Source organism: Minwuia sp. (assembly GCF_048007105.1).
GTDB lineage: Bacteria > Pseudomonadota > Alphaproteobacteria > Minwuiales > Minwuiaceae > Minwuia.
The window spans coordinates 225,284-240,576 of sequence record NZ_CP180352.1; the positions used below are offsets into that span (position 1 = coordinate 225,284).

Here is a 15,293-nt window from a genome sequence, read left to right on the forward strand (position 1 = left end):
CATTTGCCCCCTGCGGAAATTGCCGCGATCTGCTAGGTTCTGCCGATGGAGCAGATCACCAACCGACGTGAAATCATCGACCGCCGCAGCCTCGGCGCGGCCATCCGCAAGCTGGCGGAGGACAAGACCGGCGACGACCTGAGAGCCGGCGTCTTCGATATCCTTCGCAGCGCGATGGAGCATGGCCGTCAGATCGTCGAGCACCGCTTCCTGGAGAACGATCCCGGCGACAAGGCCGCCCGTTCCATGTGCTACCTCGTCGACCAGATCATCGTCCTGCTCTACGAGCACGCCGTCCGCGATGTCTTCGCGACAGCCAACCCCACCGACAGCGAGCAACTGTCGCTGATCGCGGTGGGCGGCTATGGCCGCGGGCAGATGGCGCCCTTCTCCGACGTCGATCTGCTGTTCCTGATGCCCTACAAGCAGACCGCGTGGTCGGAGAGCGTGATCGAGTACATGCTCTACATGCTCTGGGACCTGAAGCTGAAGGTCGGGCATTCCAGCCGCACGGTCGACGACTGCGTCCGGATGGCGAAGCAGGACACGACAATCCGCACCGCCCTGCTGGAGAGCCGCTACATCTTCGGCGACCAGGCGCTGTTCGTCGAACTCAAGCGCCGCTACCAGAAGGATGTCGTGCAGGGCAACGGCGAGGACTATGTCCGCCAGAAGCTGGCCGAACGCGACGAACGGCACCAGCGCTACGGCGATTCCCGCTATGTCAACGAGCCCAACCTGAAAGAGGGCAAAGGCGGGATGCGCGACCTGCACACGCTCTTCTGGATCGCCAAGTTCGTCTATCAGGTGGAAAACATCGCGGATCTCGTGGAACGCGGCGTGCTGAGCGCCGGCGAGCTCAGGAAGTTCGTGAAGGCCGAGCGGTTCCTGTGGACGGTGCGCTTCCACCTGCATCTGATGACCGGACGGCCAGAGGAGCGCCTGACCTTCGATCTCCAGCCGCAACTGGCGAAGCGGCTCGGCTATACCGACCATGCCGGCGCACAGGCCATCGAGCGCTTCATGAAGCACTACTACCTGGTGGCGCGCGACGTCGGCGACCTGACCCGGATCATCTGCACCGCCATCGAGACGGAGAACCAGAAACAGCCGCTGATCCGGCTGCCGCGCTTCGGGCTGCGGTCCCGCAACGTCGAGGGATTTCTGGCTGAAGCGGGCCGGCTGTCGGTCGCGGACGAGGCGCATTTCGAGAAGACGCCGATCGACATGATCCGGATCTTCCGCGTCGCCCAGCGGGAAGATCTGGATATCCATCCCAACGCCCTGCGACTGATCCGCCGCCACAAGAAGAAGATCAAGGCCGACGTCCGCAAGGACCCGGACGCCAACAAGGCCTTCATGGAGATCCTGACTTCGGACAAGGAGCCGGAGATCCATCTCCGCCGCATGAACGAGGCCGGCGTGCTGGGTCAGTTCATCACCGATTTCGGCCGCGTCGTCGCCCAGACCCAGCATGACATGTATCACCACTACACCGTGGACGAGCACACCATCCGCGCCGTCGGCCTGCTGTGGCAGATCGAGCAGGGACGGCTGAAGGAGGATCACCCGCTCAGCCACGACATCGTCCACAAGGTGATCTCGCGGGAGGCGCTGTACGTCTCCGTCTTCCTGCACGACATCGCCAAGGGCCGCGGCGGCGACCATTCGGTGCTGGGCGAACGCGTGGCCAAGAAGCTCTGCCCCCGGCTGGGCCTGTCGAGCGCCGAGACCGAAACCGTCGCCTGGCTGGTGCGGTGGCACCTGCTGATGTCAGCGACGGCCTTCAAGCGCGACCTCGCCGACCAGAAGACCATCGCCGACTTCGTCGGTGCGGTGCAGAGCCCGGAACGGCTCCGCCTGCTGCTGATCCTGACCGTGGCGGACATCCGCGCGGTCGGCCCCGGCGTCTGGAACGGCTGGAAGGGCCAGCTGCTGCGCGACCTCTACTACCGCGCCGAGGACGCCATGTCCGGCGACATGATCGGCAAGGCCTCCCGCCAGCGCGTCGCGAATGCGCGCGAGGAACTCGCTGCCCGACTGAAGGGCTGGCCCAAGGCCGACGTCGAGGCCCATCTGCAGCGGTTCTACGACGGCTACTGGCTGGGCCTGGATGTCGATACCCAGGTCTGGCACGCCGAGATCATGCGTGCGGCCGACAAGTCGCCAGCCGAAATCCGCATCGAGGCCCGCTCCGACGCCTTCAAGGCCATGACCGAGATCGCGATTTACGCCCAGGACCATCCGGGTCTGTTCGCGCGCATCGCCGGCGCCATGGCAGTGGCCAATGTCAGTATCGTCGACGCCCGCATCTTCACCACCCATGACGGTATGGCCATCGACAGCTTCATCGTCCAGGACACCAGCGACAGCGCGCTGGACGAACCGCGCCGGCTGGAGCGGATGAAGCAGGCCATCCTGAAAACGCTCGCCGGCGAGATGCGTCCGCGCCGCGTCTTTGCCGAGAAGAAGCCGAACTACGCCCAGCGGACCGAGGTCTTCACCGTCGAGCCCGCGGTGTTCATCGACAACACGGCGTCCAACACCTGGACGGTGATCGAGGTGAACGGCCGCGACCGGCTGGGCTTCGTCCACGACGTGGCCTGGGCGCTCTACGACCTGTCGCTGAATGTCGGTCGGGCGCGGATCGCGACCTATGGCGAGCGCGCGGTCGACGTCTTCTATGTCCGCGACATGTTCGGCCTGAAGATCGAGGACAAGAACAAGCAGCAGCGCATCCGCGACCGGCTGATCGAGGCGATCCGGCCGTCGAAGAAGAAGAAGGAAAAGGTTGCGTGAAGGCCCACGCGCGGACCGCGTGAGCGAGAGCCTGCCGCCGGACCTGCGCGTCCTGCGTCATCCCAGGGCGCGGCGGATGAAGCTGCGCCTCGACCGTGCCGACGGCGCGCCGGTGCTTGTCCTGCCGCCCCGTGCCTCGCTGGCGGCGGGCGAGGCCTTCGTCCTCGATCATCTCGACTGGATCGCGGAGCGCCGCGACGCGCGGCCGAAGCGCCGGCCCTTCGGCGACGGCGTCAGCCTGCCCGTTCTGGACGACACGCTGACCGTCGCGCACCGGCCCGGCGAGCGGTCGGGCGTACGCCGCGACGGCGCCCTGCTGCTGGTCTCCGGGGAAGCGGCGCACATCAACCGCCGCGTCACCGACTGGCTGAAGGCGGAGGCCCGCCGGGAACTGGGCCACTGCGCCCGCGGCCACGCCGCCGATGTCGGCGTGAAGATCGCGCGCATCCGGATCGCCGACCAGAAAAGCCGCTGGGGCAGTTGCTCCTCCAGCGGCGCGCTGTCCTTCAACTGGCGCCTGATCCTGGCCCCCGCCTTCGTGCTGGATTTCGTCGCCGCCCACGAAGTCGCGCACATGCGGGAGATGAATCACGGCCCCGCCTTCCACCGTCTGGTCGCCCGTCTGCACCCGCAGGTGCGGCAGGCCGAGGTCTGGCTGCGCGACAACGGACCGGACCTGCGCGCCTGGGGTTGATGTCGCGTAAACGCCGCAAATGCGCGTCGTTGTCGGAACAGATTTGCGTCGCTTCCAGACAATACATTTTAAATCAGTAACTTAGCCGCCATCACTTGATGTCGCTTTGTCGCGGAAGCGACTTCGCTGCGTCGTCCCCAAGGCATCCGCCGGCCCTGCGAATCTTCATATAGGGAGCAAGGCAGAGGACAGGTGATGGCGCAGAAGATCGTCGTTTACTGGCGGGATATCCCGGCGCAGGTGATCGTGAAGGCGGGCCGCAAGCGCGCTTCGATCGAACTGCCGGAACGTTTCATCAAGGCGATCGACCGCACGGCCATGAAGCTGGGGGCGAAGGACAGCGACGCCTATCTGGCCGAATGGCGGCAGGGCGAACCCGAATCCGTCGACGGCAATCTTGAAGAGCTGGCCGCGATTTTCGCAGCCGAACTGGAAGCGGCGTATCCCCCCGAGCGGGTCAGTGCGCTGGTGGCGAACGGAGGCAGGGCAGATGGATAACGTCTTCCGGCTGGGCGGCAGCCCGCGTATCGGTGCTTCGATCGAAGCGACGCCGACCCAGATCCTGGACAAGGTCGACCTGACCGGCCTGTTCCCGGTCAACACCCGCGTCTACATCACCGATCTCGGCAGCGACGACAACGCCCGCATGGTCGCGTCGGCCCGCAAGCTCTGGGACCATGGCTATGTCGCGGTGCCGCATCTGGCCGCGCGGCGGTTCCCGAGCCGCGACGCCTTCGAGAACCGCATCCGCGCGCTGGCCGAGGAAGCCGGCGTCAACGAGGCGCTGGTCATCGCCGGCAGCCCGGATCGTCAGATGGGGCCGATCGGCTCCTCCATCGAGTTGCTGCAGAGCGGCTGGTTCGACCGGCTGGGCTTCAGCCGCATCGGCGTCGCGGGTCATCCCGAGGGCAGCCCCGACATTCCGACCGCAGCGCTGGATCTCGCCATCCGCGAGAAAAACGCCTTCGCGAAGCAGACCGACGCGGAGCTCTATCTGGTCACCCAGTTCGGTTTCGATGCCGACAGCTTCATCGCCTGGGCCGAGCGCATCACGCAGGCGGGCAACGAACTGCCGATCCATATCGGCGTCTCGGGTCCCGCCAAGATCATGACGTTGCTGAAGTATGCCGCAGCTTGCGGCGTCGGCGAGTCGCTGAACTTCCTGAAGAAGCGCGCCTCGGCGGTTACCGCGCTGGCCACCGGGCATTCACCGGAAGCGATCGTGGGGCCGCTGGAGGCCTACTGGGCGCTCAATCCCGGCGGCGCCATCCGCCAGATGCATGTCTTCCCCTTCGGCGGTCTGAAGAAGACCTCCGAATGGCTCCATCAGCGGGGCAGCTGGGTCAGCGGCGTCGAGGCGACCGCCGACACCCAGCCGATCCGCGTCACCGCCCGCTACTGAGGCACCGCCATGACCCGCACCGTTCTCTCCTCCGCCAGCCGCGAGATCGTCATCGGTTTCGACCAGCCGTTCTGCGTCATCGGCGAGCGCATCAATCCGACCGGGCGCAAGCTGCTGGCCGCCGAGATGAAGGTCGGCGACTACAGCCGCGTCGAGAAAGACGCCCTGGCGCAGGCTGCGGCGGGCGCGACGATGCTGGACGTCAATGCCGGCATTCCGCTGGCCGACGAGCCGCGCATCCTGGCCGAGGCGATCCAGCTGGTGCAGTCGCTGACCGATCTGCCGCTCTCCATCGACAGCTCGATCATCGAGGCGCTGGAATCCGGCCTGTCGGTCTATCAGGGCAAGGCGCTGGTCAATTCGGTCACCGGCGAGGACGAGAGCCTGGAGCGCGTGCTGCCGCTGGTGAAGAAGCACGGCGCCGCCGTGGTCGCGATATCGAACGACGAGACCGGTATCTCGACCGATCCCGACGTGCGTTTTGCGGTGGCGAAGAAGATCGTCGAGCGCGCGCAGGACCACGGCATCCCGGCCGCCGACGTTGTCGTCGATCCGCTGGTGATGCCGGTGGGCGCAATGAACGACGCCGGCCGCCAGGTGTTCTCGCTGCTCCGCCGCCTGCGCGAGGAGCTGAAGGTCAACACCACCTGCGGCGCGTCCAACATCAGCTTCGGCCTGCCGAGCCGGCGGGTGATGAACGGCCACTTCCTGTCCATGGCCGCCGCCGCAGGCATGACCTCGGCGATCATGAACCCGCTGCACGACGAGGACATGAACGCCGTCCGCGCCGCCAACGTGCTGCTGGGCCACGATCCGGACTGCCGGACCTGGCTGAAGACCAACCGCGAGCCGGCGCCGGAAGGCGCTGCGGCTGAGGGTGGCGAAGGGCGCCGTGGCCGCGGCGAGCGCCGCCGCCGCCGTGCCACCGCCGCCTGACAACAACACGAGCCCCAAAGAAAAACGGCGGCCCGGCTTTCGCCGGACCGCCGTCCCCGTCCGGTTTCCGGTGAGCGAAGCCGTCAGGCGGCTTCGACGTCCCGGATGAAAGTATCGATTTCGGTGCTGATGCCGCCGGTCTCGTCATTGGCGGCCTTCGCGACCTGCGTCATCCGCTCGACGGTGGTGACCGTGCGGTCGCTGGCCTCGTCGACCTGGGCGATGTTGCCCGACAGCCTGTCGGTGCCCTCGGCCGCTTCGGACATGTTGCGGGCGATTTCCGCGGCCACCGACTTCTGCTCCTCGACCGCAGCCGAGATCATGGTCGAGATGTCGTCGACCGAGCTGATGCTTTCGACGATGGACTGCACCGCCTGCACCGATTCGGCGCAGTTCTGCTGCACCTGAAGGATCTTCTTCGAGATCTCCTCGGTCGCCTTGTTGGTGCTGTTGGCCAGGTTCTTCACCTCGGACGCCACAACCGCGAAGCCCTTGCCGGCATCGCCGGCGCGGGCCGCCTCGATGGTGGCGTTCAGAGCCAGCAGGTTGGTCTGCTCGGAGATGTCGCTGATCAGCGAGACGACTTCCGCGATGGAATTCGACTGCTCCTGCAGGTCCGCCATGGCGGCCTGAGCCGACTTCGCCTGGCCGGAGGTCACCTGGACCGACTGCGAGGCCTTCAGGACCTGCTCGGCGATTTCGGTGAAGGAGGCGTTCATCTCCTCGATCGCGGCCGAGATGCTCTGGACGTTGGACGCAGTCTGCATGGAGATGCCGGCAGCGTCCGTGCTCTGCGACTTGGTCTGCTGCGCGACGCCGGCCAGCTGCACCGCCGCCTCGTCGAGCTCGCCGGAGACACCCTTCATGGCCCGGATCCGGTCGGCGATGGCCAGACGGAACCGGTTCACGGTCTCTTCCATCTTCTTCGCGCGGCGCTCGCGCTCGGCCATGGCGGCCCTTTCCTGGGCCTCCAGGTCGCGCGCCTTGACCATGTTGTCGCGGAAGACCTCGACGGCGCGGGCCATGTCGCCGATCTCGTCGCCGGCATCGACCGACGGGATCTCGGTTTCAAGCTTGCCGTCGGAGACCTCGCCCATGACGCCGGTCAGGCGGGTGACGGGCCGGACGATGGAGCGCGAGATCAGCCATGCGACGGCGATGCCGAGAACCAGAGCCGCCAGAGCGACCGCTTCGGTCACCAGGATCGCATTCTCGCTGCGGGCCTGCATGGCCGGACCCAGACGATCCTGGGTCGCCTTGTAGGCCAGCTTCAACTCCTCGACCGAGGCGGCGACCTCGGGACCGATGCGGTCCAGCGTGCCGGTGACCAAGCCGTTCCGCGCGGTGATGATTTCCCGGACCTTGTCCATGCCTTCACCGTAGCGGTTCACGCCTTCCTTGAGAGTGGCGAACTGGCCGGAGACCGCGATGACCTCCAGGGTCTCGATCTCCTCGATGGTCCGCGCCTTGAACTGCTGCGCCTCTTGCATCGCGGCGTCTTCGTTGTTCAGCAGATACTTGCTCGCATAGAGACGCATCATCTCCACGTCCTCGAGGATCCTGGCCGCGGTCTTCGTGCCTTCGAGATTGCCCGCCTGGGCCATCTCCTCGAGCAGTGCCTGCGACACGATCGCCAGCTCCGGACCCAGCGTGTCGAGTCCGCCGACGACCTCATTGCGCTGTCCCTGCATCACGACAATCTGGTCGAAGGTCGTGCCGTATTCGGTCATCTTGGCCCGCATCCCGGCCAGCGCCGCGGCTTCCTCGTCATTGCTGACGGTCGCCGTTGCCTCGTCGAACAGGGCGAGTGACGCGGCAAGACGTTCACGCACAAGCCCCACGCTCTCTTCCGAACCGGTCTTCAGGAAATCCTTCATCCCGAGACGCGTCATCAGGACATTGGCCTGGATGCGTCCGATCTGGTTGGTGTTGACCGCGGTGGCGCGATACTCGACGACGTCATCGCTGGTCGAGCTCATCGTGTACATGACGAAGGCGGCCAGCAGGGCCATGGGAACGAGAATGGCGGCGAAGCCCCCGTACATGCGGGTGCCGACCTTGAAGTTGGAGAGCATTTCTTTTTGGATCCTCGGGAGAGCGGTCATTCAATGACTGATCAAGTACCCCCATCCGATTACGCAACAGTTAATGCAGATCCTCCCCTGCCAAGTCTCCAGTGCCCGGCGACCTGCGTCTGGATTGCAGTTGACTGAAGACTTCACCGAAACCCGCCTGTTCGAGAGCGGCGGCCAAGAAAATACATGTTTCAGGTTCGAAATGGACAACCGGCACAAGGCCCGGTTGCGGCCGTCCGGGCGGTAACTCAGTACAGCCGCATCGTCTCCACGAGCCGCAGCAGCCAGCGGTCGCTGCCATGCGGTCCCATCAGCGACAGCCCGACGGGCGCACCGCCGGAGAGGCCCGCAGGTACCGTCACCTGCGGCAGGCCGGCATGACCGGCGATGCAGGTCAACGCAATGATGCGGTAGCGGAAGTCGTCCAGCAGCTTCGGGTCCCAGTCCCTGATCGGCGCCGGACCCGGCGCGGTCGGCAGCAGCAGCACGCCGTCCGACCCCAGCAATCCGGACATGATCTGCCGCACCCGGTCGCGGACCGGCCGCATCGCGGCGACCTCGTCCTCGCCGATTCCGCCGCCATCTCGAAGCGGTCCTTCACCCCCGGTCCGAAGGCGGGACGGGCCTCCTTTACCCAGTCCCCGTGCACATCCCGGATCTCCGCGGCCTGCAGGATGCGGAACGCCTCCTTCCAGGCTTCCGGCTCGAAGCCGATATCCACGGGCGACGGCACGAGGCCGGCGCCGCTGATCGCGGTTTCCAGCACAGTCCGGGACTCCGGATCGCAGAGATCGAACAGCGCCGGGTCGATCAGCCAGCGCGGCGTGGTGGCGACATCGCCCGGCGGCAGCAGCACGTCGCCGACACGGGCCAGCATTGCCGGTTCGCGCGCGAACCACCCGCAGGTGTCGTAGCTCGGCGCCAGCGGCATGCAGCCCGCCAGCGATACCGCGCCATGACTGGTGCGGATGCCGGCGAGCCCGCAATAGGCGGCCGGTACGCGGACCGATCCGCCGGTGTCGGAGCCGATGGCGAAATCCACCGCGCCGGCCGCGGTCACGCTGGCGGAGCCCGACGACGATCCGCCCGGAATGCGGTCGGGCGCCGCCGGGTTGACCGGCGTGCCGTAGTGATGGTTCTCGCCGTTCAGGCTGTAGGCCAGTTCGTCGGTATGGGTCATCCCGGCCAGCGCCGCGCCCGCGCCCAGCAGCTTCGCCAGCACCGGGCAGTCGTCCGCCGCCGCCTCGTGGGTGCGCAGCCAGTCGGGATTGCCGCAGCCTGCTACCCGGCCAGCGACGTCATAGAGGTCCTTCAGCCCGAAGCTCAGCCCGTCCAGCAGCCCCCTGCCGGTCGCGGGCCGCGCCAGCCGCTCGATGAAGCCGTCGATCCCGCCGCTCACTCCGCCGCCACGGCCTTCCGGGCCAGTTCCTTCAGGCAGTCGTCATTGGCGATGTCGATCGGCGTGAAGTCGCGGTGCGCGATCCATTCGGCGCGCTTGTGGCGAGTGATGTGATTGTCGACGTGGCAGAGGCTCAGATAGACGATGGTCCGGCCCCAGGGGCCGATATTCGGGCTGCTGGCGTGGACGATGTTGGAATGGAACATCAGCACCGATCCGGCCCGGCCCTTGGCCGAGAAGATGCCGTGCTCGTTGGCCAGCTCGGCGATCTTGCCGTTGTCGAGCGTCCAGAGCGGATAGGAGGTGGTCTTCAGATCGTGGCCGGCCTCCAGCACGCCTTCCTTGTGGCTGCCCGGAATGATCCAGAGCGGGCCGTTGAACTCGGTCACGTCGTCCAGAAACAGCGCGATGTTCATGGCCCGCGGCTCGGGCATGCCGTCGTCGCGGTGCCAGGTGCCGAAGTCCTGGTGCCACTGCCAGACATCCCCGTCGAAGGCGGCCTTGGCGTTGATCTTGTACTGGTGGATGTAGACCTTGCCGCCGAGCAGTTGCTGCACCGGCTCGACCAGGCGCGGGTGACGGCCGATCAGGTCGAAGGGTTCGGAATAGGTATGGGCGGCGAAGGCCGTGCGCACCGCACCCGAACTCTCCCGCCAGACCTCGTCGCGCTGCATGTCGTAGATCCGCGGCAGGTCGCCATTGACGACGGCCATCTCGTCGAGGCTGAAGATGTCGGGCAGCATGACGTAGCCGAGCTCGTCGAACTGCTGCAGCTGTTCGTCGGACAGTTTCATGGTGGCGTCTCCTCCGGGCGTTGCCGCGCGCCGTCACTATAGCACCACCGCGCCCCGCGCAAATTGGACCCTGCGATTCCGGGGCGGTTTGGCTATAGTCCCGGCCCACGCGCCCTTAGCTCAGCTGGATAGAGCACGAGCCTTCTAAGCTTGGGGTCGCAGGTTCGAGTCCTGCAGGGCGCGCCAAATTCCGGTCGGTCACAACCCGGCGATATGATTGTCCCAGGCGGCGGCGTGTTCAGCCGTGACACGGCCCCCGCGCCAGATGCGGCCGAGGCCGTCGGTGAAGACGAAGCCCGTGCCGCAGGCCGCCACGCCGCAGACATCCGGGATGCGCCATGTCTCGAGCGGCCGGCGCGTTTCTGCGGACCAGACAGTGGCGACGCCCCCACGCGGTGAGGTGGTGGCAATACGGCGGCCGTCATGGCTGGCGGCGACCGAGCCGATATAGGCGCGGAAGGCCGGATCGGCGGAGGTCTCGATCAGTTCCGCGCCGGCGCCGGGGCGGTACACGCCGACCAGCGGGCGCGGATCCGGACCGGGCGCCTCGTCCTGACAGCCGAACCAGACCTCGCCGCCGGCCAGCGCAATGTGGCGGATCGAAAGCGCGTGCAGCCGGGGTCCGAGTTCAGCGCTGTCGGCGAGCGCGCCCGTCTTCAGATCGATCAGCGCCAGCGAGGGGCGCATCGCGGGCAGGTTCAGCTTGCGCCGGGGCCAGTCCGGATGGGTCTCGATGCCGCCATTGGCCACCACGGCGTGACGGCCGCCATGCATCGGCAGCACCTGATGCGGACCGGTCCCGTAAGTGTCGAGTTCGCCGATGCGCGCATGCCCCGCCGATGCATCGTAGACGCCGAGCACGCCCCGGGCGTTCCCGAAATCGTTCTCGGTGGCGTAGAGCCGGCCGCCGTCGGCGGAGAAGAAGCCGTGCCCGTAGAAGTGACGGTCCGCCGGCGCCTCGATGCGGGCCAGCTCACGGCCGGTTTCCATCGACAGCACGAGGGCGAAACGGCCGGGCCGCCGCGCGAAGATCACGGCCCGTCCGTCCTCCGACACGGCGGCGCCATGCCCCCGGTCCGGCAGGCGGTGGCTGGCGAGGATCGAGCCGTCGGCGCCGAAGACCGTGGCGAGATCGCCTCCGGGCGTCCGGCGGGAAGCGATGAAGCGCGCGCCGGACGGTCTGCCCTGCGCCCCGTGCGGCAGCAGCAATGTGGCCGCTGCCATGCCTTTCAGCAGGTTCCGGCGGTCAATCGCCATCGAGCGCATTGAACCCGCTGACCAGTCCGAGCGCCTGCGGCAGACGCTCGCCGAGGATGCTGGCCACGCCCCCCAGCGGCGCCGTCGCATAGAGCAGCAGACCGTGCCCCTCGTCCCCGGCGAAGACATCACCGCCGGCGTTCCGCAAAGCCTTCGCCTCGCGGACCGCGTCGAGCGCGTTCTGCAGTTCCCGCTGCAGTTCCTCCAGCAGCAAGGGGTCGGCGGCCAGCACCAGCCGGTCCAGCCGGCTTTCGGCAAACAGGGCGATGACGGAACGGATGTTGGCCTCGACGAGGTCGAGGGTCGCGCCCGACCGCCAGAGCGGCGCCAGCCGGGGCCGGGCCTCGTCCGGTGCGCCGCCGATGACGGCGGCCAGCTTGTGGTCGCGAACGAACCCGATCTGTTCGCGGGCTGCGTCGATCAGCGTCTGGGCGGTTTCGGCGGGGCTGCGGAATCTCGGATTCCCCGGACCGGGTGCGGCCATCACCTGCCGGAATCCGCCGTCCCCTTGCCAGCCTTCCCGGATCTCGCGGGCCACAGCAGCCATGTTGCGGGCGACAGCCGCGGCGTAGCGGCAGCGGTAGCTGTCCGGCTGTATCAGGTCCGCATCGGCGTCGGTTCCGAACAGCGCGAACTCCAGCGCGCCGAGCCCCTGCAGCGCGACGCTCTTCTGCGCCAGCGCGCCGGCAGCCAGCGCCGATGGATCCGCCCCGGTCAGCAGCGCCTGCACCTGCTGCAGGCCACGGCCGCGCCGGTCGGGCCAGTAGTAGAGCCGGCTGTGGCGGAACTCGTCGCGCGCGGGGCCGAAGCGAACGAACTCGATCCCGCCATATGCGGCGACAAGCGGGGCGAAGCCGGCACGCGCTTCATCCAGCGCCGCGGCGTCCGGCTCGGCGCAGAGACCTTCCACGGCCGCCGCCTGCCTGTCGGCGCTTCCGGCCAGGCGTTCATAGGCGGGCAGCACGGCTTCATCGATGGTCTTCAGCACGGCCGCGCCGAAGTCCTGCGCCATGGCAGGCCAGGACACGAGGCCGGCGAGCAGTATCAGCCAGCGCATCAGAGCGACTCCAGGAAACGGATCAGCGCCGCCCGCTCGGCCGGCGGCATGTCGATCACCGCCTGACGCGCCGCCCCGGCCTCGCCGCCATGCCAGAGCACGGCCTCCAGCAGACTGCGCGCGCGGCCGTCATGCAGGAACTGCGTATGGCCATTGACGGTCTCCGTCAGGCCGATGCCCCAGAGCGGTGGCGTCCGCCACTCCCGCCCGTCCGCCACACCGTCCGGCCGGCCATCGGCAAGACCCTCGCCCATGTCGTGCAGCAGCAGGTCGGTGTAGGGCCAGATCAGCTGCCCGGCGAGCGACTCGTCCGGCCAGTCGCGGCGGGTGGCGTGCTTCGGCGTATGACAGGCGATGCAGCCGATCCCGTAGAACACCCGCTTGCCCATCAGCACCTCGGGGTCGCCCGCATCGCGCCGGGCCGGCACCGCCAGATGACGGCTGTAGAAGAACACCAGATCCATCAGTTCGCCCGGAGCCTCGTGTTCGCCAGCCGCGCTATCGGCGCCATGGGGCGCATTGCGACAGACCGGCTGGTTCTCGGTGCAGTCGCCCCAGGCCGCCGGCATCAGCGGGTTGGAGACGCCGATGTCTCCGGCCATGGCGCCGGAGGACTGATCGTCGATGGTCGGCTTGCCCGCCTTCCAGCCGAAGCGGCCCAGCATGACCTTCTGCCCGGCCTCGCTCCAGGCCCGCTGCGGGCGGCCGGAGATGCCGTCGCCATCCCTGTCGTCGGGATCGGCGGCGGCCAGAATGTCAGCTTCGGCGATGGCCTCCAGCAGACCAAGCCCGATCATCGGCGGGGCGACACGGATGCTGGTCATGGTCTCCGGATGCATTGCGCCGTAGCCGGGATCGGCGATCTGCAGAACCGGCCGCCGGAGGCTGGCGCTCTCGCCGCCGGAGAGCGCAACGGTCTCTTCCCGCCAGTCGATCACGATCCGGCCTTCTGGCGGCACGCCCGGCACGCCAATGTCCTGAAGCTGCTCGCCATAGATCGGTTCGGGTACGAAACCGATGCGCCCTTCGGCCAGATAATGGCGCTGGGCGTCCGTCTGCGGGGGCACCGAGAGCTTTACCAGGACGGAAACCGCGCCGTCGTCGGGACCCGCCGGCGGGTGCCCGCGGCCGTCCTTCAGGTGACAGCGCTGGCAGGCGCGGGCGTTGTAGACCGGCCCCAGCCCGTCGGCGGACCGTGTCGAGCTCGGAGAGCTGACCCAGAGCCGTTTGAAGATGCCGTTGCCGACAAAGAAGTCCGCGCGCTTCGTGAAGGACAGGCTTCCGCTCGGTTGCGAGAAGGCTTCCCCGTCCAGGCGGGTCCTGTTGGTGGCGCTGCCACCTGGCAGGTCCTCCCACCTCTCGACCGTATCGAACGCCGTCGCCGGGGCCAGAATGCGGGCCCGGCGCTCGGCGGCGGTTTCGGCAGGCCGCCGCGCCCGCGAGCATCAGGACGCCCAGAAATATCGCTGCCGCTGCCTTCATTCCGTTCCTGCAAAAACAGGCTGAGCCGGCCCTTCCACTTCGGAGAGGCCGGCCCGCCGGATTGCCGTTGCCGGCCAGAGCGGCCGGGCCGCCGCGCACTACTGGAACACGGCGGTGGGATTGTCGAGACTGTCGGAACCCTCGAACTCGATCCTGTCGAGGCCGAGCGCCGCGACCAGGCGTTCGATCGAGCGGGTCTGCTTCACCAGCCCGTCGATGGCGTCCTGCACCAGCTTGTTGCCGCGCTCGTTGCCCTCGGCGATCATCTGGTCGTAGGACATGCGGCGACGGTCGGCGGCCTGCTTGATCTTCGCCATGGCGGCGACCGTCGCCTGGATATCGGCCCGCGCTTCCTTCGCGAGGGCAGCGTCCTTGGCAGCAGCCAGAGCTTCGATCGACGCGCCCTTCATGACAGTCCCGTCGATGCGGACATACCGGCCCTCGAAGACATTCATGATGCCAACCGCGTCGTAGTAGTGGGAGTTGTGGGTGTTGTCGGAGAAGCAGTCATGCTCTTCCTCCGGGTCGTGCAGCATCAGACCGAGCTTCATCCGCTCGCCCGCCAGCTCGCCATAGGACAGGCTGCCCAGCCCGGTCAGGATCATGCCCAGCCCGGCCATCTCGCCATTTGCAGCCAGGGCCGCGCGGGCGGCACCGCCTTCGGCCCAGTTCGCCGCCATCTCTTCCAGATCAGAGACCAGCAGAGCCGTGGCCGCCTTCAGATAGGCCCCGCGGCGGGCGCACTTGCCGCCCGTGCAGGCCTCGCCCTTCGCGTAATCGGTCCAGGGCCGGTTGCCGGCGCCCGGCTGCGTGCCGTTCAGATCCTGCCCCCAGAGCAGGAACTCGATGGCGTGATAGCCGGTCGCGACATTGGCCTCGACCTCGTCGATCTCGTGCAGGCTGCGGATCAGCGCCGCATCGATCTTCGTTGCTTCGATGGTCTTGCCGCCGGCGGTGAGCGACGGGTTGGCGATGACGTTGACGGCGTAGAACGGGTTCTGATCGTTCTCGGTGCCGTAGGCCGCATCGACATAGTCGATCAGCCCCTCATCGAGCGGCCACGCGTTCACCTTGCCCTCCCAGTCGTCGACGATCGGGTTGCCGAAACGGTAAGCCTCGGTCTGCTGATAGGGCGCGCGGGCAGAGAGCCAGGCGGCACGGGCCGCCCGCAGCGATCCTTCGGAGGGCTGCGAAACCAGCCGGTCAACGGCCATCGACAGCGTCCGCGCCGTCGCCAGCGAGTCCGAATAGGTGGCGTGGGCAATATCGGCGTAGGTCGTCAGCACCGCGCCCGGCGTGACGTCCTGCGACTGCACGGGCGCTGCGAGCACCGCCATGCCGGCAGCGGCGAGCAGGCCCTTCAGGCGTAGATGTTTCATGGTGTTTCCCTTCTGCTTC

13 protein-coding genes and 1 tRNA gene are annotated in these 15,293 nt (G+C 67.5%); 6 read left to right on the forward strand and 8 right to left on the reverse strand.

The genetic code is table 11. The features are described 5' to 3' along the window. Window positions 1-45: 45 nt before the first annotated feature. The 5 genes from ACMVY4_RS01095 (at window position 46) to ACMVY4_RS01115 (ending at window position 5,831) form a co-directional block, all read left to right on the forward strand. Entirely contained in the window at window positions 46-2,799 is a 2,754-nt protein-coding gene (locus ACMVY4_RS01095) for a [protein-PII] uridylyltransferase (RefSeq protein ID WP_416898364.1), read from the forward strand. 19 nt (window positions 2,800-2,818) lie between these two features. Continuing rightward, entirely contained in the window at window positions 2,819-3,493 is a 675-nt protein-coding gene (locus ACMVY4_RS01100) for a M48 family metallopeptidase (RefSeq protein ID WP_416898365.1), read from the forward strand. Window positions 3,494-3,688: 195 nt separating this feature from the next. Further along, on the forward strand, window positions 3,689-3,991 hold the full coding sequence (locus ACMVY4_RS01105) for a virulence factor (RefSeq protein ID WP_416898366.1): 303 nt from the start codon (window positions 3,689-3,691) through the stop codon (window positions 3,989-3,991). Then, the gene (locus ACMVY4_RS01110; RefSeq protein ID WP_416898367.1) at window positions 3,984-4,895 is read left to right on the forward strand and encodes a methylenetetrahydrofolate reductase; all 912 of its coding nucleotides are present in this window, start codon (window positions 3,984-3,986) and stop codon (window positions 4,893-4,895) included. The genes ACMVY4_RS01105 and ACMVY4_RS01110 overlap by 8 nt, the downstream gene beginning before the upstream one ends. Window positions 4,896-4,904: 9 nt before the next feature. Then, window positions 4,905-5,831: a dihydropteroate synthase gene (locus ACMVY4_RS01115; RefSeq protein WP_416898368.1), complete on the forward strand. Its 927-nt coding sequence runs from the start codon at window positions 4,905-4,907 to the stop codon at window positions 5,829-5,831. A gap of 83 nt (window positions 5,832-5,914) precedes the next feature. Here ACMVY4_RS01115 and ACMVY4_RS01120 read toward each other — a convergent pair whose 3' ends face one another. The 4 genes from ACMVY4_RS01120 to ACMVY4_RS01135 form a co-directional block, all read right to left on the reverse strand. After that, a complete protein-coding gene (locus tag ACMVY4_RS01120) occupies window positions 5,915-7,906 on the reverse strand; it encodes a methyl-accepting chemotaxis protein (protein ID WP_416898369.1) in 1,992 nt (663 codons plus the stop codon). A 248-nt stretch (window positions 7,907-8,154) separates the two neighbouring features. Then, window positions 8,155-8,394 carry an amidase family protein gene (locus ACMVY4_RS01125; RefSeq protein WP_416898370.1) on the reverse strand — a complete coding sequence of 80 codons (240 nt, stop codon included), beginning with the start codon at window positions 8,392-8,394 and terminating at the stop codon, window positions 8,155-8,157. Beyond that, window positions 8,301-9,305 (reverse strand): amidase family protein, encoded by a 1,005-nt coding sequence (locus tag ACMVY4_RS01130; RefSeq protein ID WP_416898371.1) that lies wholly within the window; start codon window positions 9,303-9,305, stop codon window positions 8,301-8,303. The genes ACMVY4_RS01125 and ACMVY4_RS01130 overlap by 94 nt, the downstream gene beginning before the upstream one ends. Next, window positions 9,302-10,099 carry a phytanoyl-CoA dioxygenase family protein gene (locus ACMVY4_RS01135; RefSeq protein WP_416898372.1) on the reverse strand — a complete coding sequence of 266 codons (798 nt, stop codon included), beginning with the start codon at window positions 10,097-10,099 and terminating at the stop codon, window positions 9,302-9,304. Before ACMVY4_RS01135 ends, ACMVY4_RS01130 begins: the two co-directional genes overlap by 4 nt. A 109-nt stretch (window positions 10,100-10,208) precedes the next feature. Between ACMVY4_RS01135 and ACMVY4_RS01140 the strand changes: the two genes are divergently transcribed. Then, window positions 10,209-10,285: transfer RNA gene (locus tag ACMVY4_RS01140), tRNA-Arg, on the forward strand. Between the two features lie 12 nt (window positions 10,286-10,297). Here the strand turns inward: ACMVY4_RS01140 and ACMVY4_RS01145 are convergent. The 4 genes from ACMVY4_RS01145 to ACMVY4_RS01160 form a co-directional block, all read right to left on the reverse strand. Then, window positions 10,298-11,356 carry a DUF1513 domain-containing protein gene (locus ACMVY4_RS01145; RefSeq protein WP_416898373.1) on the reverse strand — a complete coding sequence of 353 codons (1,059 nt, stop codon included), beginning with the start codon at window positions 11,354-11,356 and terminating at the stop codon, window positions 10,298-10,300. Next, complete coding sequence (locus ACMVY4_RS01150; protein ID WP_416898374.1) at window positions 11,346-12,413, reverse strand: imelysin family protein; 1,068 nt, start codon at window positions 12,411-12,413, stop codon at window positions 11,346-11,348. Before ACMVY4_RS01150 ends, ACMVY4_RS01145 begins: the two co-directional genes overlap by 11 nt. Continuing rightward, window positions 12,413-13,807 carry a di-heme oxidoredictase family protein gene (locus tag ACMVY4_RS01155; RefSeq protein ID WP_416900386.1) on the reverse strand — a complete coding sequence of 465 codons (1,395 nt, stop codon included), beginning with the start codon at window positions 13,805-13,807 and terminating at the stop codon, window positions 12,413-12,415. The genes ACMVY4_RS01150 and ACMVY4_RS01155 overlap by 1 nt, the downstream gene beginning before the upstream one ends. Window positions 13,808-13,993: 186 nt before the next feature. Beyond that, window positions 13,994-15,274, reverse strand: coding sequence for an imelysin family protein (locus tag ACMVY4_RS01160; RefSeq protein WP_416898375.1), 1,281 nt, complete (start codon window positions 15,272-15,274; stop codon window positions 13,994-13,996). Window positions 15,275-15,293: the final 19 nt, after the last annotated feature.